This is a genomic window from Paenibacillus sp. JJ1722, assembly GCF_048282685.1.
GTDB classification, from domain to species: domain Bacteria; phylum Bacillota; class Bacilli; order Paenibacillales; family Paenibacillaceae; genus Paenibacillus; species Paenibacillus polymyxa_B.
Window position 1 is genome coordinate 4,351,628 of the sequence record NZ_CP182500.1, and the last position, 21,185, is coordinate 4,372,812.

Annotated in this window: 21 protein-coding genes; 7 read left to right on the top strand and 14 right to left on the bottom strand. The window is 45.2% G+C overall.

Annotated features, from left to right (window positions below; translation table 11 throughout):
* Positions 1-137: 137 nt before the first annotated feature.
* Positions 138-509, bottom strand: coding sequence for a hypothetical protein (locus tag ACM1ND_RS19285; RefSeq protein ID WP_023989731.1), 372 nt, complete (start codon positions 507-509; stop codon positions 138-140).
* Between the two features lie 437 nt (positions 510-946).
* On the opposite strand from ACM1ND_RS19285, the gene ACM1ND_RS19290 reads away from it, so the two are divergent.
* Both ACM1ND_RS19290 and ACM1ND_RS19295 read left to right on the top strand, forming a co-directional pair.
* Positions 947-1,213 (top strand): hypothetical protein, encoded by a 267-nt coding sequence (locus ACM1ND_RS19290; protein WP_023989732.1) that lies wholly within the window; start codon positions 947-949, stop codon positions 1,211-1,213.
* Between the two features lie 28 nt (positions 1,214-1,241).
* Entirely contained in the window at positions 1,242-1,388 is a 147-nt protein-coding gene (locus tag ACM1ND_RS19295) for a hypothetical protein (protein WP_023989733.1), read from the top strand.
* A 100-nt stretch (positions 1,389-1,488) separates the two neighbouring features.
* On the opposite strand, the gene ACM1ND_RS19300 is transcribed toward ACM1ND_RS19295, so the two are convergent.
* The 4 genes from ACM1ND_RS19300 to ACM1ND_RS19315 all read right to left on the bottom strand — a co-directional run bounded on the left by ACM1ND_RS19300 (position 1,489) and on the right by ACM1ND_RS19315 (position 4,294).
* A complete protein-coding gene (locus ACM1ND_RS19300) occupies positions 1,489-2,661 on the bottom strand; it encodes an MFS transporter (RefSeq protein ID WP_028542251.1) in 1,173 nt (390 codons plus the stop codon).
* Between the two features lie 79 nt (positions 2,662-2,740).
* On the bottom strand, positions 2,741-3,019 hold the full coding sequence (locus ACM1ND_RS19305) for an ArsR/SmtB family transcription factor (protein WP_013311367.1): 279 nt from the start codon (positions 3,017-3,019) through the stop codon (positions 2,741-2,743).
* A gap of 219 nt (positions 3,020-3,238) precedes the next feature.
* Positions 3,239-3,976 (bottom strand): SDR family oxidoreductase, encoded by a 738-nt coding sequence (locus ACM1ND_RS19310; protein WP_165178611.1) that lies wholly within the window; start codon positions 3,974-3,976, stop codon positions 3,239-3,241.
* A gap of 39 nt (positions 3,977-4,015) precedes the next feature.
* Positions 4,016-4,294 carry an Atu4866 domain-containing protein gene (locus ACM1ND_RS19315; RefSeq protein WP_013311369.1) on the bottom strand — a complete coding sequence of 93 codons (279 nt, stop codon included), beginning with the start codon at positions 4,292-4,294 and terminating at the stop codon, positions 4,016-4,018.
* Between the two features lie 199 nt (positions 4,295-4,493).
* Between ACM1ND_RS19315 and ACM1ND_RS19320 the strand changes: the two genes are divergently transcribed.
* Complete coding sequence (locus ACM1ND_RS19320; protein ID WP_069081184.1) at positions 4,494-5,423, top strand: AraC family transcriptional regulator; 930 nt, start codon at positions 4,494-4,496, stop codon at positions 5,421-5,423.
* A 160-nt stretch (positions 5,424-5,583) separates the two neighbouring features.
* On the opposite strand, the gene ACM1ND_RS19325 is transcribed toward ACM1ND_RS19320, so the two are convergent.
* Both ACM1ND_RS19325 and ACM1ND_RS19330 read right to left on the bottom strand, forming a co-directional pair.
* On the bottom strand, positions 5,584-6,234 hold the full coding sequence (locus ACM1ND_RS19325) for a hypothetical protein (RefSeq protein WP_069081163.1): 651 nt from the start codon (positions 6,232-6,234) through the stop codon (positions 5,584-5,586).
* A gap of 65 nt (positions 6,235-6,299) precedes the next feature.
* Positions 6,300-7,337: a LacI family DNA-binding transcriptional regulator gene (locus ACM1ND_RS19330; RefSeq protein WP_023989739.1), complete on the bottom strand. Its 1,038-nt coding sequence runs from the start codon at positions 7,335-7,337 to the stop codon at positions 6,300-6,302.
* Between the two features lie 340 nt (positions 7,338-7,677).
* On the opposite strand from ACM1ND_RS19330, the gene ACM1ND_RS19335 reads away from it, so the two are divergent.
* Positions 7,678-8,730 carry a 2,3-butanediol dehydrogenase gene (locus ACM1ND_RS19335; RefSeq protein WP_023989740.1) on the top strand — a complete coding sequence of 351 codons (1,053 nt, stop codon included), beginning with the start codon at positions 7,678-7,680 and terminating at the stop codon, positions 8,728-8,730.
* A gap of 115 nt (positions 8,731-8,845) precedes the next feature.
* Here the strand turns inward: ACM1ND_RS19335 and ACM1ND_RS19340 are convergent, their stop codons facing one another.
* Complete coding sequence (locus ACM1ND_RS19340) at positions 8,846-10,840, bottom strand: AraC family transcriptional regulator (protein WP_341057269.1); 1,995 nt, start codon at positions 10,838-10,840, stop codon at positions 8,846-8,848.
* Between the two features lie 180 nt (positions 10,841-11,020).
* Here ACM1ND_RS19340 and ACM1ND_RS19345 point away from each other — a divergent pair, with 180 nt between their 5' ends.
* The 3 genes from ACM1ND_RS19345 to ACM1ND_RS19355 all read left to right on the top strand — a co-directional run bounded on the left by ACM1ND_RS19345 (position 11,021) and on the right by ACM1ND_RS19355 (position 15,061).
* Complete coding sequence (locus ACM1ND_RS19345) at positions 11,021-12,286, top strand: VWA domain-containing protein (RefSeq protein ID WP_069081164.1); 1,266 nt, start codon at positions 11,021-11,023, stop codon at positions 12,284-12,286.
* Positions 12,287-12,555: 269 nt separating this feature from the next.
* Positions 12,556-13,899 carry an amino acid permease gene (locus ACM1ND_RS19350; protein ID WP_028542243.1) on the top strand — a complete coding sequence of 448 codons (1,344 nt, stop codon included), beginning with the start codon at positions 12,556-12,558 and terminating at the stop codon, positions 13,897-13,899.
* 7 nt (positions 13,900-13,906) lie between these two features.
* A complete protein-coding gene (locus ACM1ND_RS19355) occupies positions 13,907-15,061 on the top strand; it encodes a VanZ family protein (RefSeq protein ID WP_316244050.1) in 1,155 nt (384 codons plus the stop codon).
* A 134-nt stretch (positions 15,062-15,195) separates the two neighbouring features.
* Here the strand turns inward: ACM1ND_RS19355 and ACM1ND_RS19360 are convergent, their stop codons facing one another.
* The 6 genes from ACM1ND_RS19360 to thrC form a co-directional block, all read right to left on the bottom strand.
* Positions 15,196-15,849: a nitroreductase family protein gene (locus ACM1ND_RS19360; RefSeq protein ID WP_069081166.1), complete on the bottom strand. Its 654-nt coding sequence runs from the start codon at positions 15,847-15,849 to the stop codon at positions 15,196-15,198.
* A gap of 333 nt (positions 15,850-16,182) precedes the next feature.
* Positions 16,183-16,860, bottom strand: a complete 678-nt coding sequence (locus ACM1ND_RS19365) for a transposase (protein ID WP_418026497.1) — start codon at positions 16,858-16,860, stop codon at positions 16,183-16,185.
* Between the two features lie 184 nt (positions 16,861-17,044).
* A complete protein-coding gene (gene dmpI / locus ACM1ND_RS19370; RefSeq protein WP_023989746.1) occupies positions 17,045-17,227 on the bottom strand; it encodes a 4-oxalocrotonate tautomerase DmpI in 183 nt (60 codons plus the stop codon).
* Between the two features lie 44 nt (positions 17,228-17,271).
* Positions 17,272-17,664, bottom strand: a complete 393-nt coding sequence (locus ACM1ND_RS19375) for a MarR family winged helix-turn-helix transcriptional regulator (RefSeq protein ID WP_028542241.1) — start codon at positions 17,662-17,664, stop codon at positions 17,272-17,274.
* A 243-nt stretch (positions 17,665-17,907) separates the two neighbouring features.
* Positions 17,908-19,284, bottom strand: coding sequence for an NADP-specific glutamate dehydrogenase (gene gdhA, locus ACM1ND_RS19380; RefSeq protein ID WP_418026498.1), 1,377 nt, complete (start codon positions 19,282-19,284; stop codon positions 17,908-17,910).
* Between the two features lie 380 nt (positions 19,285-19,664).
* Positions 19,665-21,056: a threonine synthase gene (thrC, locus tag ACM1ND_RS19385; RefSeq protein ID WP_418026499.1), complete on the bottom strand. Its 1,392-nt coding sequence runs from the start codon at positions 21,054-21,056 to the stop codon at positions 19,665-19,667.
* Positions 21,057-21,185 lie beyond the last annotated feature (129 nt).

The window sequence follows — 21,185 nt, forward strand, 5'->3', positions numbered from 1 at the left end:
CATTCTCCCATACAGTTCCTCTCATCATTCGAGTATGTAGGTCGCGTGTACAAATAGAGAGACTGTCCCAAAAGCCCGAAAGTTGCAAGCTCCTGAAACAGTCTTGTAAAATGGTTTATGAAGTCGAAATAAGGCCGTTAGATGATTCGATAGCCAGATGGCAGTCTACCGCTACTGCGGATATTACGGATTTGCTGCAACGTCAAACGTTGATTGGTAGAGATAATAGATTCCACATCATTCCCGCGAATCAGATCATCCAGGTCGGCGATGTTGCGATTGCCTCTAAACACACGGAAGTTACCTCTAAACCGCGTGCCAGTAAAGAGTACAAGTGTAGCATTGCTGCTAGTAGAAAAGAAACGCAAACTTTCGATGCCGTTGAGAATGTTATCGGTATTACGAATGCCTAGGTTTCCTCTGAATACTCTCCTGGAACCCCGAAAATTTTCTTCGTTGTAGACTGTAAGACGTGGATACGTTTGAGATACATATGCTTTGTTGTCCATGTTGTAATTCCTCCTTTCAACTTTATCTTATGCTTCACCATCCGATTGGCGCGGGCCTCGCAGCATCCATCTAAAAATAGTTATGTGATTGAATAGAGCAGATGCAGACTTGAAAAAGGAACATATGTTCTGTATAATCTAGCTTAGCAATTTGGAAAATCCTGAACTAACGGAGATGCGGACATGGACGATAAATTTATTGAGGAACTACGTGAAATTAGCAGAAACGACAAGCGAAGATCCGAATTTCTTATTAAGGGTATGAAGGAAACACTTCAGGAAAGAAAAGAAAAAAACTTTATCGAAAGATGGATTTGGCGACAAAAAAATAAGAAGCTTATAGCGCGGAAGTTTAAATCCTAGTAGATATAACAACTGAATCTTCATAGATTTCTACTTTTTGTTTAGGTCATAGCTCATTTTTAGGAGGCAGAGTCATGATTGAGCTACTAGTCTCAAACGACGATATATTAAATCAAAATCAATTTTTGGCTGATGAAGTTCGATACAATTTGATCCATCGAATTTGTGAGTCAGAAGAGTCAACATGCCTCAAAACGTCCGATAAAAATATGATCTTTGCTCAATCACCCGGACATAAGGCTTGGCTATGGATCTCACAACAAATCACAGATGATTATAAATTGACCTATATAGAAGAACTCTTACGTTATTTAAAAGGAACCACCCTATACCCCGCCTAATTTGCGAAAGAAAGGTTTTGCCAGCGCAATGGTATCCGAGCTATGTTGCATTTTGGAAAATGAGCATTTAGTACCCATGCTATATGCAGATTTAAAAAATTCGGTTTCCAATCAAGTTTATAAAAATATCGCCTTTGAGGAAGGCGGCAAAATCACTGATATTGCGTTTGAATAAGCCTTCCTACTGCAAAAGAGCATGTTATTGCTCATTCAAATCAAAGAAGGCCGCAATGTCACCTTCATCACTGGGCCTCCTCTTCACTTATCTATACACTTTACTCCGTAACACCCACTTGTGTTTGAACTGAGGATCTTCGTGTAAGTAAATACGTAGCCACAATAGCTATACCAACCCCTGCTGCTCCAAACCAGGTGATGGAAGACAGCGAAACCTGACCAACAACTACACCGCCAATTCCGGCTCCGGCTGCCATAGCAAGCTGCATTGTAGATTGATTGAGACTCAGCATCACACCGGAAGATTCAGGCACAAGTGTGACCAGATTATATTGTTGAGTAGGTCCAGTTGTCCAGGCTGCGAACGACCAAAGGATCAATAAAGCAAATACTGCGATCAGGGAATGAGCGGCAAAAGGAAGCAAGAGTAAGGAAATACCGTGCAACACCATACCCCCTAATAATGTAAAGGGTATACCCTTTTTATCCGCACTGTACCCACCAATTTTTGACCCGATTAGACTGGCAATTCCGAAGGCGAGCAATACTGAGCTTAGCATATCCTCTCCTACACCTGATACATTCAGCAAATACGGTGAGATGTAAGTATACGCGAGTGAATAACCTCCTAGCCAAAAGAAGGTAATACCTAATCCCAAAGCAACTTCAGGCTTTTTCAGAAGAGCAAACTGTTGTAGTAAGGGGACTGGTCGATCTCCTTTTAAGCGGGGAATTGTCATAGATATAACAATTAGGGCAATAATCCCTGTCAACGCGATGCCGAGAAATACGGTTTTCCAGCCATATGCAGAAGATATCATTCTCCCAAGCGGCACCCCGATAATCAGCGAAGCTGTAAAACCCATAGTGACTGTAGCAATAGAACTGGCCTGCTTGCCGGCTGGGGCAATTTTTGCTGCAATGCTCAGTGCTGTAACCACGACCATCCCCGCCCCGAGGGCCATAAGAATACGCGCGGCGATAAACATTCCAAAACCCGGCAGAATAAAGGAGAGGACATTAGCTACTGCAAATAATCCGAGCGAACTCAAGAGCAGCTTGCGTCTGTCCCATTTAGCGGTTACTGCCATCAGAATCGGCGTGCCAATCGCGTAAGCAAGAGAAAAGACTGTAATCAGCTGGCCCGCTGCGGACACCGTAATCCCCATAGTTGTCGCAATTTGATCCAAAATGCCTGAGATAATGTACTCGGATGTGCCTACCAAAAAACTAACAATTGCCAAAATATACACTTTCCACGTGCTCTGCATTTTTAAATAACGCCTCTTTTCTTTTGATATTTTTATATTTTTATATTTTTACAAATATCGAAATTAAGACTAAAAAAATTTATGTTATTAGGAACGGGGCATATTTCTGCGCTGCTTCCACATCCAAGCTGTAATAAATAAACGTCCCCTCTTTACGGTATGTGAGCAGCCCCGACTCTGCCATTTGCTTCAGATGGTGCGATAGTGTTGAAATAGCTACACTGTTCAGCTTCTCGCCCAGCACAGAGCAGCATTGGTCACTTTCCTCTTTTAGCAGAAGTGCTATTTTGAGACGAGTCGGTTCTCCAAGTGCTTTATATATTTTTACAGCCTGCTGCATCTCTGTTGTATCTTTCACCTTGTTCGGCTCCCTTCTGTTCAGTCTTAATTTCGATGTTTGTCGAAATAAAATTATCACAAACATTTGTAAAAGTAAACCCGTTTATTATAAAGGTACAGCTATTTTACACTCTGTGGTGTGAATAATGTTCTTTCTCATCCGATAAATCCCCCCCATCCATAAAGGATGGAGGGAAAAATGACTGAGTAGAGAGGGGGAATCTTGGACGCCATGGCGTTAATTCGGGCTTGCCGTGGGTCTGACAATAATTTCATTAACATCTACATCCGCTGGCTGCTCCATGGCATACAGAATGGAACGGGCAATGGCATCAGGCGAAATCGAAATACGACGGTACTCTTTCATTCCTTGCCGGGCCTCTTCATCTGAAATACTGTCAGCAAGCTCAGATTCGGTTACTCCTGGCGATACCAGCGTCACACGAATATCTCCCCCCACCTCCATACGCAACCCTTCAGAAATTGCCCGAACCGCATACTTCGTTGCGCAATACACCGCTGCAGTCGGGGTTACACTATACGCACCAATAGAGGCGATATTGATAAACTGACCAAATCCTTGCTTTTTCATAATCGGAAGCCCTGCCGCAATCCCATGCAGAACGCCTCGTATATTTACATCAATCATGCGATCCCATTCCTCTACCTTCAGGGCCTCTAATTTTGACAGAGGCATCACTCCTGCATTGTTCAAAATGACATCCACACGCCCAAATGTTTTTTCCGCGTACTTAATGAACGCTTCCATCTGGTCCCTCTTAGTCACATCCAGTTGCTGATAATCAGCCGATCCACCTTTAGAACGAATCTCGGATGTCAGAGCCTCCAGTCGCTCTGTGCGTCTGGCCCCTAATATTACATGAGCCCCATGGTGAGCAAGTAAACGGGCAGTAGCTTCACCGATCCCACTGCTTGCCCCCGTAATAGCTACGACTTTCCCTTTAATATCCAACATTCTTATTCCTCCTCTAGTTAAAAATATCACTGAAACAGATTACTTTTTTACTTCCCTGTAAAAAACCATCCCTGCATGATACAAAACACCATTTTTGAATACACCATCTGCCGTAAATCCGGTGTCGTCCACATATTCGATATAGTCATCTTCTAAGATATAGCTGCCTGTATAGGCACTTTGTCTCTGACCCCGTGCTTCATCATAACGGCCATTAGGCAAGAGTTCGTGACGGATATTTCCGTCTTCAGTTACCCACATCCCTATATAGGGATGCTGCGAAGCGTGTACACTTTTTTCCGCTTTGTTACTCTCCATGACTCCCACTCCTTTGCACTTCTATTTTTTTCTCAATTGCTCATTAGGTGTTGTATCTGCATCTTATTATGAGAGGAATGTCCATCAGCCCGGTAGAAGAATCAGAGCAAATTATTGCCTAATCCTCCAAAGCCCCTTAATATGTAATAAACTACTGAAAATGAAAACGGGCTACGTTGCAAAGAAGGGATGTGTCATGATGGGGGCAACCAAAATAGAAGGTTCTACCATGGAAAAACAAGCCGAGTTGGCAAGGCTTATAGAACGATTTTCAAATCAGGACGGAGTTCTCACTACAGCCATACCTTCGCTTCATTTCGTCCGAAGTTCAAATACAACCGTACCGATACATCAAGTCCATGAACCTGCTTTATGTATTGTGGCACAAGGCAGAAAAGTCGTGATGCTCGCAGAGGAAAGTTACCATTACGGCACATCCGATTACCTTGTTGTGTCGGTGGATTTGCCGATTTCCGGGCAGGTCATTCAAGCGTCAGCAGAAGCTCCTTATTTGTGCCTCCGGCTCAATTTTGATCCGCATCAGGTTCTGGACCTGATCAAGGAATCTGCTTTTCCCACAAGCCCAATGCCTGATTCCAGACGAGGCTTGTATGTAAGCCAAACTAACTCTCTACTGCTGGATGCCGTGGTAAGGCTAGTGCATCTTTTGGAAAACCCGCAAGATGTTCCGGTGCTGGCTCCATTAGTCATTCGTGAGATACTGTATAGGATTTTACAGGGGAATCAGGGGGAATCCTTAAAACAACTGGTCATGACCGGCAGCCATTCCAACCGGATCGCAGAAGTCATAAAGCGGATTAAGCAGGATTATGATAAGCCGTTACGTATTGAGGAATTGTCCAAACTAGCGAATATGAGTCCTTCGTCACTACATCGTCATTTTAAAGAGGTTACGGCTATGAGCCCAATGCAATATCAAAAACAATTACGTCTACAAGAGTCCCGCCGCCTGTTGTTATCTGAATCAGCGGATGCGGCAGATGTCGGTTTTCAGGTAGGTTACGAGAGTCCCTCACAATTCAGCCGCGAATACGCCCGCTTGTTCGGCCTGCCTCCAATTAGTGATATTAAACGCTTGCGCTCAGATCAGGATCACCAGACCACTTGAACCCATTGTTAGATGAACATCTGAAACCAATGGTTCTACTAACGTTTATCCAAATCATAAATGCCAGGATGTAAAAAACAGCACAAAACAGCCGCTCCTCCGGTAGAGACGCGGCTGCTCAATATATTCCTCTATGCATGTGGTCATCACTATTTGAGCATCAATACGGATTATCCAGCTTGACGAACAAGGCTCGGATGACATCCTTCTCTGCCGTAGTAAGCTTTTGTCCTGCCTGCCATTGTTGAATCTCTTTCTTGACTTCTTTGGGTTCTCTATAGCTGAGAGCATACCCGATGCTTCCTATACCTTGTGTGCGGTTGGTTTTGTCCATATTTGCCAATGCTCGAGTCATCGCAGTTCTATCTCTTGTAAACAAATCTCCCATAAGACCAGCATAGCTTTCGCTTAAAGCTCCATCCAATCCGTCAGAAGCCTGAATCAGATTTGCAAAGCTTTCCGATGGAATAAAAGCGCGCTGCCTATACAGATATTCGATAATTTCCAGGCTTTGATGTTCTTTGATTTCGTTTATCTTTCCCCATTGGATTCCTGCTAAATGGTCCGTCATATGACGGACTTTTGCTTCATCACTGAGGGATGAATCTTTATAAAAGGACAGCACTAGCTCCTCTTTACTTTGCTGGGTGTGCTGCGTATTGGCTACAGTTTGCTTGGACTCCCCATTGTTTGCCCTGGACGGCGCCGCAGTTTCAGCATCCTGTCCCACTGGATGGGGAGTGCACCCTATGGTTACAGCCAGCAATAGTGCAGTACAAGCTACAGAAACGAACCCATTACCTTTTAACATGAATCCACTCTCCTGTCTGAACAAACAATGGTCGTTATAATTGCCCAAAATCCACTCATACCCTACTACTCATCACGCCCTACCGTAGGCTTACGGATCACAGAGACGCTCGATTCCCTCACGATCAGGCGAGGCTCGAATTGAACACGCTCATAGTCCCCAGGTGTCTGTTCCTGAATCCGCTTGAGCAGCAGCTCCGCAGCCAACCGTGCCACCTCTTCCCCCATGATGGAAACTGAGCTGATCTGAGGGGTCGTTACCATAGCCCACAAATTGTTATCAATACCGACTACAGCAACCTCATCTGGCACCTTTACACCCAAATCCTTAAATCGATTGACGATCCCTATCGCCACCATATCATTAACCGCATAAATAGCATCCGGCATATGTTTCAGGCTGTAAAAATAATCGGCTGCGCGCAGCCCTGTCTCAAAGGAGAAATCATCGCCAAAATAAACGAGTGAAGGGTCCACATGCTGGAGAGACTGCTCATAAGCGAAGTATCTTTCCTCGATTTTGTCCTTCGCAGCACCTGCATAGGCAATTCTTGTTCTGCCGATTTTAAGCAAATGCTCCATCACGAGTCTTCCCTCTTGCCGGGCCAGACTGACGATATCCGCTTTGACATCTTCGCCCAGCTTCTTGCCATAGTTAATAATGGACACGGGAACGCTGGCTTTGTTAATCAGATCTACCAACATTTTGGGATACGCCAGCGGCATAATGATGAGCCCGTCGACATGCAGCTTCTTGACCTCACGAACTGTTTCAAGCTCCATTCTGGCATTCCCAGCGGTATTGATTTGCACGACCCGGTAACCATGCTGCTTGGCGGCCTGCTCTACGGACCAAGCGATCTCTGGAATAATCGCGTTACGAATGTCTGGCACGGCCAGTGCGATTTGTCGTGTCTGACGAACTTTCAAGCTCTGAGCCGAGGTGTTGGGCGTAAACCCCATCTCTTCAATCACTTGCAAAATTAAGGCTTTCGTTCTCGGGCTGATGCCCTCACTATCATTAATAGCTCTGGAGACAGTCGCTATACCGACTCCTGCCCGCTTGGCTACATCCTCTATGGTTACTTTCTTTTGATCTGTCACGCCCAAAATCCTTTCAAGAACGGAATCGTTTTCTGACTTTCTAAAATAAAGTCTTAATGTTGATATTATACCACAGAATGAGTGTCTAAAAATTGAAGTCGTTTTCTTCTTGTCTTTGCTTCACCTGAAAAATTCACAAAATTCCTTTGTATAAAAGTAACGAGCCAAATATAGCACTGTAGTCACAAGTGATTATATTCACAAAAAAATCAAGTGCTTTTTGTATTAAATTGGTTTGACAATGTGTAAAAATTGTGACATATTATCTTTCGGAAACGTTTCCTAATTCATTCACTTTTATAGAGGCAATGATCATATATTCGTCAAGGAGATGACAGACATGCAAGCATTGAGATGGCATGGAGTAAAAGACTTACGATTGGAAAACATTGAGCAGCCCGCTGCTCTGGCAGGAAAAGTAAAAATCAAAGTAGAATGGTGTGGCATTTGCGGAAGTGATCTTCACGAATATGTAGCAGGACCGATCTTCATTCCCCAAGATGCTCAGCATCCATTGACTGGCGAAAAAGCGCCGATCGTAATGGGACATGAATTCTCTGGACAAGTCGTCGAAATCGGTGAAGGTGTAACCAAGATTCAGGTTGGCGACCGTGTAGTTGTAGAACCGGTTTTTGCATGTGGAGAATGTGATGCATGTAAACAAGGAAAATATAATCTTTGCGATAAAATGGGCTTCCTCGGTCTGGCAGGCGGCGGCGGTGGATTTTCTGAATATGTCGCAGCTGACGAGCACATGGTTCACAAAATTCCAGAAAGCGTATCTTTCGAGCAAGGCGCATTGGTAGAGCCTTCGGCCGTTGCTTTGTATGCTGTTCGTCAAAGCCAACTGAAAGTCGGCGACAAAGCCGTAGTATTTGGCGCTGGTCCTATCGGATTGCTGGTTATTGAAGCATTGAAAGCTTCGGGTGCATCTGAGATTTATGCAGTAGAGCTTTCCGAGGAACGCAAAGCTAAAGCTGAAGAGCTGGGTGCTATTGTGCTTGATCCTAAGACTTATGATGTGGTGGAAGAACTGCACAAACGGACTAACGGCGGTGTAGATGTAGCCTATGAAGTCACTGGAGTACCTCCTGTACTGACTCAAGCTATTGAATCCACTAAAATTAGCGGACAAATTATGATCGTCAGCATTTTTGAAAAAGAAGCTCCGATCAAGCCTAACAATATCGTTATGAAGGAACGCAATCTGACTGGTATTATCGGCTACCGTGATGTATTCCCAGCTGTTATCAGCCTGATGGAAAAAGGTTATTTCCCTGCCGACAAGCTGGTTACCAAACGTATTAAGCTCGAAGAAGTGATTGAGCAAGGTTTTGAAGGTCTCCTGAAAGAGAAAAATCAGGTTAAAATCCTGGTATCTCCGCAAGCCTAATATCGAAAATAAACCAGATGTCTGCTTTATGCAGACATCTTTTTATAAAAAAACGCTCTCCTTCCTGCGACATGCTGTCGTCAAGATGAGTAGCGTTTTTTGTTTACCATTTGGATTACTTAGTTACATTTTTCAGAACATCGTCAATCATTTGACTGTTTGCAATTGTACCTGTATATAACCAGCTGGAATCCTTACCAAAATCGTATACGTGGCCTTCTTTAACGGCTGGGATTCCCGCCCATACAGGATCTTTTACAATATCTTCTTTACTTACATTTTTGCTATTCACGATAAAGATATAATCCGCATCCAGCTCGGCCAGCTTCTCCAGCGATAAATTACTCCAGTTCGCCTTAGCCGTTTTGGAAATCTCCTGTACGACTTGTGGAATCTTGAATCCCAAATCCTTATACAATACATCACCGCTGGATAGATTCTGGTTTACGACATACACGTTTTTATCCGTTACCCATAATGCCGCCGCAGTTTTTTGTCCCACCGTCTGGCTCAGCTTGGCCTTAGCCTCTGCTGCTTTTTTGTCGTAGTTGCTCAATGCCTGCTTCGCTTCATTGCTCTTATTCAGCACCTCACCCACGGTCAGCAGCTCTTCACGCCAATCATTGTTCATATTAGTGCCTACCACGTAGGTTGGAGCAATTTTAGAGTATTGATTATATTTGTCGCCTTCCACCATGCTCGCACTGTCCATAATGATCAAATCAGGCTTGAAGTTCAGAACCGCCTCAAACGGAAGATCTGAAGCAATGGTAGGAACGTCCTTCAGTTCTTTTTGCAGGTAACCTTGAACTGAATTTTTGCCTACCGACCATTGGGCTACGGGTTTAACACCTAGGGCCACTAGATGATCCTCCAGATAAGAAGCGATCACACGCTGAGGCTGAGCCGGAACCTTCACCTCATGCCCAAGTGCATCCTTCAGCACCCTTTCCTGTGATGTTGGTTCCGCTGATGTATTATTGTTCCCTTGGGAAGCGCCATCGGTTGCCGCAGGACTGGATGTGCCTGAGCACGCGCTGAGCAGCAGGGTAAAACTAAGCAATAAAATAAATGCCATGGAATGCTTTGCGTTTCTATTCATTCGTAAAATCCCTTCATCATGATTTTGATAATGATTATTATCCTCAATAACAGTATGCAGGGCGCCACTTGCCGAATCAATGGAACATTCGGACATGCTTAATGGATTATCCAGACTGGTATCTCTCACAAAAGCAGATGAATATAGGCTGTCCCGGTAATGAACCGGGGATACCCCCGTATATTTTTTGAATGCCCGGCTAAAGAAATAAACATCCGGGTACCCCACACTGACAGCGATATCCTGTAAAGTCGCATCCGTCTTCCGCAAAAGCTCCTTAGCCTTGTCCATTCGCAGTTGAATTAAGTACATAATCGGGCTACAATCCGTTTGTTTTTTAAATAACCGAGTCAGATGTCTCGGACTGCATTCCAACAATCCGGCCAAACGTTCGAGCGTTATGGACTCCGCGTAATGATCCTGCATAAATCGAATCGCCTGTGTCACGATATCCCGCGCAGAAGTTCGAGCCTTCGGTTCTTGCAATTGCCGCATACATTCATATGCAAAATCATAGAACCGACCCTGAGCCTGAATCTTGGATAGCGCCTCATGATCCTGCCATGCGTACTCCAGTAGTTGCAGCTTTTGGTACAGTATAACCGGATAAGGCGGTACAAAACCATGAGCTATCGAAGGATGATTATACATCGTGTGTCCGGATAGAGAAGTCGCTTTATATAGTACAAGGATATATTCTATCCCGTATTGCGAGGGTTTCATATTCAGTTCAAAGCCTTTGCTGCCATGCAGTACGTACCCTGAATGTGGCGTATCCTTCCAATCACCATCCAAACGCACGCTACCCTGCAATACAAATACAAAAGCCTGCGCAGGAAGACGATACGGTTGAAGCAACTCTTCTGGCTCCAGTCGAATATGCCGGACATCCATGACACGGATCGACGAATGAAGCCATAGGGACAGCAGTTTGTTTAACTCATCAGCTTCATGTCCCTTGCTCATCCCGGTATGGGAACCTGCCTGCTTTTGCCGATCCTGCTTCACGTATCAAAGCCTCCGCTTCATAAATATCATACTTTTTTTCCAAACCAACCTTATTATATATCATCTTTTACTGCGTCTACCATGAGACAAATATTCCTGCACGAAACAAGGTGAATATACCATTTCCATGGTACAATTTGTATAAATACAAGATTTAAAATACATAGGGGGTTTGACAGCATGAGCGGTCCCAACATTGCATTGAGTACAGGAGCTAATGCACCATTCGGTAAGGAAGATACGGTGCGGGTCACCATTACATGGAAGCATGCACCTGCCGAACTGGATGTTAGCTGTTTTATGGTAGGAGCAGACGGAAAGGTTTCCTCAGATGACTATTTCATTTTTTACAATCAACCCGCTGACCCGCACGGCCATGTACGGTTACAGCGTCCAAATGACAGAACCACTGAGTTTACTGTAGCGCTCCAGGAACTGGAACGAACCGGAGTGGAAAAATGTGTGTTTGCGGCCACACTGGACGGCCCGGGTACTTTTGCCGATGTGGTCGGCTGCTCACTTACTGCTCAAGGCAAGCAATCCCATATCACCTACAGTATCACCGAAGCCACCAGTGAGACATCACTTGTGCTGGCAGAGGTGTATCGTCATACGTCTGGCTTCAAGCTTCGCGCAGTTGGGCGTGGTTTCAATGGAGGACTAAAGCCGCTCGCCGAGGCTCATGGTGTCACCGTAGAGGAAACGGAATCACCAGCAGCACCGTCAGCGGATAAAGCCGGCGTGAAGGAGCCTTCTCCTGTGAATGGAAGAATTAATCTGCTTAAACAGAAGGTACAAATTTCACTCCAAAAGAAGCAGATAGACCGTGAAAAAGCACGAGTAGCGGTTGTATTCGATGCTTCTGTTTCTATGTTCAAATTGTACACGGGTGGGACGGTGCAAAAAGCCTGCGAACGTGTGTTGGCTGTAGCCGCCTGTATGGATGACAATGGTGAAATGGATGTATGGTTTTTTGCAGACAAAGCCAAGCGTGCTCCAAGCGTCACAGAGAGGAATTTCGAGAATTACATTCATAGGAATTATGCTGAGCCTAGTGAAGATAGTGAGCTGGGGTGGGGCAATAACGAGCCGGAAGTCATGAAGGATATCATACTTAAATACACAAAGGAAGATCCCAACGATATAATCCCGACCTACATTATCTTTTTCAGTGATGGAGGTATTTATGAACAGAAAAAAATAGAACAGCTGCTGATTAAAAGCTCAAGCACTCCGATTTTCTGGCAATTTGTAGGTCTTGGTAAAGCCGATTACGGAATCCTTCGAAAGTTGGATAAGATGCGCGGCCGCGTAGTGGATAATGCAGATTTCTTTGCCTTGGATGACATTGACTCCGTGACAGACGCAGAATTGTACGACCGTCTGCTGAATGAGTTTCCTGGTTGGCTCAAGCAAGTGCGGGCTAAAGGAATATTGCGGAGCTAATTCTTCACCGCAATGCGATACTCCTACATGATCACTTAAATATCCACCGAGCAGAGCAATAGAGGCAGAATGACCGCAGATAGAGCAATCATCAGCGCCAGCATTCTGCCTCTGTTTTCTTCAGTTTGTCCTCTAGCGATTACAATCTCCCTACCAGATCCTATTTCTTTCATTTCCTAATTGGATATTTTCATGTAGTATAAGTCTAATTGAAGTAACCCTGTTTGGGCTATGCTGAAGCTATACACTATATGAAGGAGGATTTCATATTGAAATCAAATGAAGCAACTTTGCACAAAAAGCTGCTCCCACGGCATATTACCTTTATGGCTATGGGTGGAGTCATCGGAACGGGAATTTTTAAAGGAAGTACCGAAACGATTAGCTTGGCGGGACCTGGAGTTATTTTATCCTATGTCTTCGCAGGACTCTTGCTCTTGGTCGTTATGGGCGCAATTGCCGAGATGGCTACCGTCTATCCCAACATGAATATGAAGGATTTTATTCGCAAAGCTTTTGGAGAACGACTGTCCTTTATTATCGGCTGGTTGTATTGCTTCATGTGGCTGGCCGTCTGTATCATTGAGGTCATTGCTGCGGGAAGCTTCCTGCAATATTGGTTGCCAGATGTTCCTCTATGGGTACTCAGTTTAGTGAGTGCGGCTTTCATTATTGTCGTCAACATGCTGAGTGTCGGCGGTTTTGGGGAGCTAGAATTTTGGCTTGCGGGTATTAAGATTGCCATGATTATTATCTTCATCGCCTTGGGTGGCTGTATACTGTTCGGGATTATTCCCACTGAAACTCCACCTTATCTAAGCAACTACGCGCAGCACGGCGGATTTCTACCCAATGGCTGGTTGGCTATCTTTTCAGCGCTGCTGGTCGTTACCTTTTCATACGGCGGGTCCGAGCTGATTGGACTGACGTTGACGGAGACAGAAAATCCGGAAAAGGTACTGCCTAGAGTGGTTAAAAGCTTTATTCTTCGCGTTGTTTTGTTCTATACGTTGCCCATTCTCATCATTTGTGGCTTGATTCCCTGGAACCAACTGGATGCGAATACCAGCCCGTTTGTACAGGTACTGTCTTCTGTAGGGCTTCAAGGCTCGGCTCATGTTATGAACTTTATTCTGATCACTGCTGTACTGTCTGCCGCCAATTCGGGGATTTACGGGGCTACACGTATGCTACATTCGCTGGCTATCAATGGAGAAGGTCCCAAATCACTCGCCCGCTTATCTTCAAACGGGGTTCCGGTAAATAGTCTCAAATTGTGCGCTGTAGTCCTGATTGTCGGTTCCATGGTTGCTTATGTCGCTCAGGACGGGCTGTTCCGTATTTTAATGGCTGTACCTGGCTTCGTCGTGCTGCTCGTCTGGAGCTGCATTTGTCTGTCCCAATTGAAATTGCGCAAATCTTATCCAGTGGAGCCTACTTTCAAGATATGGGGATTCCCTTATGTAACGGCGGTTACAGTGGGATGCCTATGGGTCATTGCGTTTCTATTCTTGCTTGACCCGCAAAATCGCATTAGCATTAGCGTATGCGTGGCTTTCATGGCATTTCTGGTCATCTGGTCTTTGGTGAAGTTCCGGAGAAAGCAGGCGTAAGTAGCACATGATTCAATCTTACCTGTTTCCTGTTTCGTATGCCTTTCTTGCGTTTCCTTTTGCTGCCTTATTGTTCACACTGCCTTTCCTAATCGTGCAATATCGCAGGCATGGCTATATTCACAAGGCTAGAGCATGGCTGCTTTACTTGATGCTGTTATACTTAATGAACGCCTTCTTTCTGGTCATACTCCCACTTCCGGCATCGCGTCATAATGCTGCATTAGCCGGGGGAGCGTTGCAGTTGATGCCCTTGCAGTTCGTTCATGACATTATAAGAGAAACATCCATCTCACCCGCCCATCCCTCCAGCTATGTTCATTTGCTGAAGGAGCGCGCTTTTCTGCAAGTCGTTTTTAACGTTGTGATGACCGTGCCTTTCGGGATGTTCTTACGTTATTATTTCCGTGCACGATGGGGATGGTGTCTGATTCTGTCCTTTATCCTCTCCCTCTTCTTTGAGGTGACGCAGCTGACAGGACTGTATGGATTTTTTGACCATGCGTATCGCGTGTTCGATGTGGACGATCTATTGGCTAATACCTTGGGCGGTATGCTAGGCTTTCTATTAGGCGAATGGTTTTCACGCTTCCTGCCCCGCTTGGAACATCTGGACAAGCATGTGGACATGGCAACGAAGCGAGTGTCCTATACCCGACGGGGCGTAGCCTTTTTCGTGGATTCTATCATATGGATCGGGCTGCTCGGCATCATGGAGTCTCTGCATGTTCCTGTTGCTTTCTGGGTTTCCAGTGGGGTCTACTTTATGGTGGTCCCTTACTTAACGAATGGACGAACTCCAGGGAAATGGCTGGTGCGTATTCATCTCACAGGGACAGGACAACGGATTTCCCTATGGGAGCTCATAAAGCGTTACAGTCTCTTGTACTGGGTGTATTTTGGACTTAATTACGTACTGGGTGGGCCTGTCCTATGGTCTCAAGTGTCCCCTTGGCTAAGTGTTCTGATTAGCCTTTTGCTGTTAGTGATCAACGGATGGTTCTTTTTCCATCTGGTCATACGCCTATTTAAGAAAGACCCGTTATTTTATGAGGAGCTTAGCCATACTTCACACCAAATTATATGGCCCAAGCACTATCATCATCCTCAAAATGACACCGCTGACTCGGCAGAAACGTCGGGAGCGAATACCGTGACATGATAACTGAAAGACTGACAACGTGATAAGCACCCGCGATCTACGTTGCATCTAAGCAAATAAAAAAACAGGCGAAGCAAAGGATTTCCTTTGTCCGCCTGTTTTTTATTTTGCGCATAGATATTAGTTCGTTTCCCTTATTTCCACTGTGCAATTTGATCAATAGGCAATCGTGTGGACGGATGACCATCGTTGATACCTTTACCCATGGAAATGAGCATAACAGGGACATAACGATCTTTTTCCAGACCAAAGGCTTCAGCAATTTGATCCTTTTCAAAACCGCCAATAGCGTTAGTATCATAACCATGAGCGCGCGCTACCAGCATAAGCTGCATGGATACCAAACCACCGTCAATCAGGACTGTTTCTTTGTTCACAACTGGATCAAGCGCTGCAAAATGAGCTGCCACTTTTTCCTGTTGCATTTCTTTAATGTCTTTTGGCATATAGCCCAGTTCTACAGCTTCTCCGAAAATTTGTTCGAAATTATCAAAGTTATTCAAATCCCCAAATACAGCGATCACTGCCGAAGATGTTTCTACTTGACGTTGGTTGAAACGGGCCAATGGTGCCAGTGTAGCTTTACCTTCAGGGCTGTCAATGACGAGGAAACGCCAAGGTTGCAGGTTAATGGAAGATGGTGCGCGTGTAGCTTCTGTCAAAATCTCAGTCATTTCCTCACGGCTGATCTTCACGGACGGATCGTATACTTTTACAGAACGGCGTCCTAGGGCGATTTCTTTAAAATCATTCGTTTTGACAATATTGGATGTGTTCGTATTACTCATTCAAATCTCTCCCACTATAAATTAATATTTTCTCATGTTTTCTCACTCGTTCTTCGGTTTTCAGCCATTGACATATCGAGCACTGGAGAAGTCATGTAAGGATGTCATTATTTTTCGGATGAGCCGGTGGCAGGAATAGAGGTTGAGACATTTTTCCCAATCTATGGATCGACTTCTATAATCGCACCTTGGATATCCACTCCTGACTCTTGACGGCTTACCCTCCCATATCACGCGGGGCTTTGCCCTTATGGAAATGATTCCTGCGGCTGCTCCGTGCTTCCTTTGTCTCTGCTTATTCCTATCCGATGAGAAACATGAATCCGGTTTTTCTTAAGCTGTCTTCTGTAACTGGGCCTCACGTACTGGCCCTAAAACGTCGTTTGCATCGTACCGAACTTGCTTGGTGCCGAGCGTGTGAAGAATGCGAATCAGCTTCCCGCACAACGCTACAATCGATTGCTTTTTCTTCAGTGGATTCTGGCTTCGTTTGGTAAAGTATTGGTGCAGTGCCTTAAACTCCGCATTCTTCGCCACCATGAGCACCACGGCCCGAAACAGTAGCGCTCTTAGCCTTGCGCGTCCTCGTTTGGTTATACTGGATTTTCCTTTTTTCTTCCCCGAGCTGTTCTCTTTGAGATTCAGTCCGGCCAGCCGTATAATCTGCTGTCCATGCTCGTAACCCCTTAGATCCCCCACTTCCGCCAGGAACCCCGCCAAGGTGACCACAGCCACGCCTGGCACAGTAAGCATCTCTTTCGTTCCTGGGATTTGAGGGAGTAGACGTTCCACCTCGGCTAGAATCTCTTCGAGCTGTCTGGCGAACATGTCGTACTGTTCCAGAAGTGTTTTAATCTCTATTTTTGCTGCTGGAAGTCCTTCGGTCAGACCGATGGAACTTCTCGCCGTTTCCACCAGTTGCCGGGCTCGTTTCACGTCTTTCTTCCAGCGCTGGACGATGGCTTCTGCACCTAATTCTACGATCTCACCTGGCGTTGGAAACTCCTGCAAGGTAATGCGCGAAGCTTTCCCTTCCCAGTCTTTAATTACCTGCGTGTACTCTGGAAAAAAGCGATCCTGCCAGTTCTGTACCCGTGCATACAGGAGGCGCTTTTTTTATTCAAATCTCAAATTAATTCATTACAGAAATGGCTCCTTACCTTAAAAATGAATGAACCCACTTCATCTTCTGACATTAGCGATCAGATAATAATTTTCCTCCCAAACCAATGTTTTCTTTTTCGCTTTCCTTAATCAAAACAATAAAAGCCGACTCGGGTACATTCATTATGGTTGAAGCTGATGTGGTAAGTTCAGTGACCAACGATCTTTTTTGTTCTTTATTTAATTTGCCTGCTTCAATAGTAATTACTGGCATGTAAATTCCTCCTTGTTTCCCCTATGGGTATAATGTAATTGGGGTCAGTCCATATCGGACATATGACCATTCATAACTTGCAGCATATCGGCTAGCTGGTGCCGCTGAGTCTCGTCGAAACTTTGGAGCAACCGGGTCACAAACTGTGAGCGTTCCTGTTTAAAAGTAACAATACGTTCACGCCCATAATCGGTCAGGCTAACCAGCGTAACTCTGTTGTCCTCCGGCTTGGTTCGTCGTGTGACCATCGCTATCGCTTCAAGCTGCTTCAAATGGCGCGTTACGGCTGCAGCGTCAATGCCAACCTCTTTTTGCAGGAGAGTTTGACTAATCTCCTCCACTTGATACAACTTGCACAATAGCTGCAATCTGGATGCGCTGACTCCTGCGCAACGCTCAAACTTGGAGCTAATCTGCTTGTTCAGCAACAACAGCATGTCAAAAATATACTCAGGCTCGGATGGTGTCTGGGTGATATCAATCTCTCCTCCCTTAAGCATATCGCTGGGCTTCGTGATCCGACCTTTGATCCATCAATTATTGATCTATCAAGTAATATACATCCTCTTTAAAATTAAATCAAGTCCCTGAGAAAAATAAAGTGCTCTTTGCAAATAAAAGCTGAGCGACTCGCACAAGAGCCACTCAGCTTCAATTTAACTTTATTATGTTCCGTTGTGCTAAATAATCCCGTGGGACAGCATTGCGTCGGCCACACGCACAAATCCTGCGATATTGGCTCCGACAACCAGATTGCCCGGCACGCCGTATTCCTCAGCCGCCTTCACGCTGTTAGCATAGATATTTTTCATAATATCATGCAGCTTGGCATCCACTTCCTCAAAGGTCCATGACAGACGCATGCTGTTCTGCGACATTTCAAGCGCCGAGACCGCTACTCCGCCTGCATTGGCAGCTTTCGCTGGTCCAAACAGAACTCCATTGCCCAAAAACACTTCAATGGCCTGTAGCGAGGATGGCATATTGGCACCTTCGCCTATAGCTTTTACGCCATTGCTTACCAGCAGCTGGGCTGCTTGCTCGTCAATTTCATTCTGTGTGGCGCATGGCAGTGCGATGTCGCATGGGATCGACCAGATCCCCGAACAGCCTTCTGTATAGATTGCGCCTGGACGCTCTTGAGTATACTCGCTAATCCGCAGACGGCTCACTTCTTTCAGCTGCTTCACCAGCTTCAGATCGATACCGTCTGGATCATAGATGTAGCCATTCGAGTCACTACATGCCACGACTGTAGCGCCAAACTGCTGTGCTTTTTCAATCGCATAAATGGATACGTTCCCCGAGCCCGACACGACGACGCGTTTTCCTTCAAAGGACGATCCCTGCGCCTGCAGCATCTCGTTTACAAAATAAACACAGCCATAGCCAGTCGCTTCCGTACGTGTGAGACTGCCTCCGTAATGAATCCCTTTACCCGTCAGGACGCCACCTTCATGTCCTCCGCGAATCCGCTTGTATTGTCCGAACATGTAACCGATCTCGCGGCCACCTACTCCAATATCCCCAGCCGGAACGTCGGCATCTGGACCAATATATTTATACAACTCAGTCATGAAGCTTTGTGTAAAACGCATCACTTCGTTATCTGATTTCCCTTTGGGATCAAAATCCGAGCCGCCTTTACCACCACCGATGGGAAGACCCGTCAATGCATTTTTGAAAATCTGCTCAAAACCCAAAAATTTGACGATTCCCAGATATACAGACGGATGGAAGCGAAGTCCACCTTTATAAGGCCCTATCGCACTGTTAAACTGCACACGGAAGCCACGGTTGACCTGTACAACCCCCGCATCATCCACCCAAGGTACACGGAAGGTAATGACTCGCTCCGGCTCCACTAGCCGTTCCAGAAGCCCCTGCTGCATATACTTAGGGTGCTTAGCCAATACCGGAATTAGCGAATCCAATATTTCCTTGACGGCCTGATGGAATTCATTCTCATGAGGATTGCGCGCGATAACCTTCTCAAAAACGGACTGCACATATTCGGCTGCTGCTTGTTGACTCTGCTCTGGACGGATCATGGTCATTATTTAATACACCCCTTTTATAATTAGCCCCTCTGTTAAATGACGGAACGACGTTATTCTGCACCTTCGAGAGTGGAACTTTATGTATTCATAAAATTTAGTTAACTATACATGATTTTTTATAATAATACATCTAATTCGCCTATAAAAAATTTTTGTATCCTTCATTAAATAACTCTATGAACCTCTCATTGTCTGTTAGTTTCCTAAAGCTAAATCCCTTGATTCACGGGCTTTTTTCACGATTTCTAAGGCCCTAACACCTTACCCTACATGGCATTATAATGTGAACAAATTGAAACTAAAACATACATTATGTCTGGAATATGGAAATAACAAAAAGAGGCTGCGCGCAAGGCGTAGCCTCTTTTCCCATTCTTTTACACATAAAAGGCTTCAAGCTGACGCACAATTTCTGCCTCGTCATGCTCTACCACCTGCTGATGCTGCGATTTAGAGAACAATTGTTCAATTTGCGCTGGGAACTCCTGCTTGATGTCCACTAGACGGATGGCTTCATCAAATTTGGCCGGATGTGCTGTCGCAAAGGTCACACATACTTCGTTCGCGCCATTATACGCCTCATACGCGGCAATACCGCATGCCGTATGGGGATCGAGCAAATAATCGTATTCGGCCTTGTATTTCTTGATTAGCTCCAGACACTGCTCATTCGAAGCGCCGAGCGCTTCAAAATCCTGCTGTACCCGTTTCAAATCCTCTGCACTGATCACAATCCGTCCCTCGGTTTTGAGGTTATTCATGTATTCAGATACCTTGGCTGCATCTTCTCCAAGGAAGTAATACAGGTATCTTTCGAAATTGCTCGCCACCTGAATGTCCATCGAAGGACTGTATGTGCTTTTGAAGTCACCTGGCTTGTATTCACCTGTCTTCACGAAGCGCTCCAAAATATTATTTTCATTGGTTGCAATAATCAGCTTATGGATCGGCAGGCCCATTTTCTTCGCAAGAAAGCCGGAAAAAATATTGCCGAAGTTGCCAGATGGCACACTGATATTGATTTTTTTCGTACCCGCAGACTCATGCGCCCGGAAATAAGCATAGAAGTAATATACAGTTTGCGCCAAAATGCGCACAAAGTTAATCGAGTTAATCGCCCGCAAATGATGTTTACCTTTGAAATCGAGATCGGCAAACAGGTCCTTAATGACTTTTTGACAATCGTCAAAGTTCCCTTTTACGGACAGATTCAATACATTTTCATCGTCAACCGTCGTCATTTGCAGCTCTTGTACCTTGCTCACCTTTTGGTGTGGGTGCAAAATACAGATTTTAATGCCTTCTTTGCCACGCACGCCCTGAATCGCTGCCGCCCCAGTATCGCCCGAGGTTGCACCCAAAATGTGAATGATCTCATTCTGCTTTTTGGACACGTAGGAATAAAACTCACCCATAAATTGCAGCGCCACATCCTTGAACGCAAACGTAGGCCCGTGGAACAGCTCCAAAATAGACAGGGAATCGTTGATCTTCTTCACTGGCGTAACTTCCGGGTGACGGAAGCTCGCGTAACTGCGCTCGACCAGCTGCTCCAAATCTTCACGAGGAATCTCATCATTGATATACAGCGCAAAAACTTCCAGCAGCAGCTCTCTGTAGCTCAATGTTGCCCATTGCTCCAGCGTAGCTGCCGACACGGTCGGAATCTGCTCAGGTACCATCAGACCTCCATCGTCAGCTAACCCCATGAGCACGGTATCAATAAATCCCTTGGCTTCTACTCGACCTCTAGTGCTTATATATCTCATATACATCCCCCAATAAAAATTCAATTCGAACCTTTTTTCGAATATATTATTGTCTATAATACCCTGTCGCGGTGCTGTAACCAAGCCTTTTTTTCATATTTCAAAGACTTTCTCCTACTTTACCATACC

What these genes read in the sequence shown, in the direction of transcription:
- ACM1ND_RS19285 (WP_023989731.1), bottom strand. Translation starts at nt 509, where the DNA reads ATGGACAACAAAGCATATGTATCTCAAACGTATCCACGTCTTACAGTC.
- ACM1ND_RS19320 (WP_069081184.1), top strand. Translation starts at nt 4,494, where the DNA reads ATGGGGGCAACCAAAATAGAAGGTTCTACCATGGAAAAACAAGCCGAG.
- ACM1ND_RS19335 (WP_023989740.1), top strand. Translation starts at nt 7,678, where the DNA reads ATGCAAGCATTGAGATGGCATGGAGTAAAAGACTTACGATTGGAAAAC.
- ACM1ND_RS19300 (WP_028542251.1), bottom strand. Translation starts at nt 2,661, where the DNA reads ATGCAGAGCACGTGGAAAGTGTATATTTTGGCAATTGTTAGTTTTTTG.
- ACM1ND_RS19290 (WP_023989732.1), top strand. Translation starts at nt 947, where the DNA reads ATGATTGAGCTACTAGTCTCAAACGACGATATATTAAATCAAAATCAA.
- ACM1ND_RS19295 (WP_023989733.1), top strand. Translation starts at nt 1,242, where the DNA reads ATGGTATCCGAGCTATGTTGCATTTTGGAAAATGAGCATTTAGTACCC.
- ACM1ND_RS19345 (WP_069081164.1), top strand. Translation starts at nt 11,021, where the DNA reads ATGAGCGGTCCCAACATTGCATTGAGTACAGGAGCTAATGCACCATTC.
- ACM1ND_RS19315 (WP_013311369.1), bottom strand. Translation starts at nt 4,294, where the DNA reads ATGGAGAGTAACAAAGCGGAAAAAAGTGTACACGCTTCGCAGCATCCC.
- ACM1ND_RS19325 (WP_069081163.1), bottom strand. Translation starts at nt 6,234, where the DNA reads ATGTTAAAAGGTAATGGGTTCGTTTCTGTAGCTTGTACTGCACTATTG.
- ACM1ND_RS19360 (WP_069081166.1), bottom strand. Translation starts at nt 15,849, where the DNA reads ATGAGTAATACGAACACATCCAATATTGTCAAAACGAATGATTTTAAA.
- thrC (WP_418026499.1), bottom strand. Translation starts at nt 21,056, where the DNA reads ATGAGATATATAAGCACTAGAGGTCGAGTAGAAGCCAAGGGATTTATT.
- ACM1ND_RS19310 (WP_165178611.1), bottom strand. Translation starts at nt 3,976, where the DNA reads ATGTTGGATATTAAAGGGAAAGTCGTAGCTATTACGGGGGCAAGCAGT.
- dmpI (WP_023989746.1), bottom strand. Translation starts at nt 17,227, where the DNA reads ATGCCAGTAATTACTATTGAAGCAGGCAAATTAAATAAAGAACAAAAA.
- ACM1ND_RS19375 (WP_028542241.1), bottom strand. Translation starts at nt 17,664, where the DNA reads ATGCTGTTGTTGCTGAACAAGCAGATTAGCTCCAAGTTTGAGCGTTGC.
- gdhA (WP_418026498.1), bottom strand. Translation starts at nt 19,284, where the DNA reads ATGACCATGATCCGTCCAGAGCAGAGTCAACAAGCAGCAGCCGAATAT.
- ACM1ND_RS19355 (WP_316244050.1), top strand. Translation starts at nt 13,907, where the DNA reads ATGATTCAATCTTACCTGTTTCCTGTTTCGTATGCCTTTCTTGCGTTT.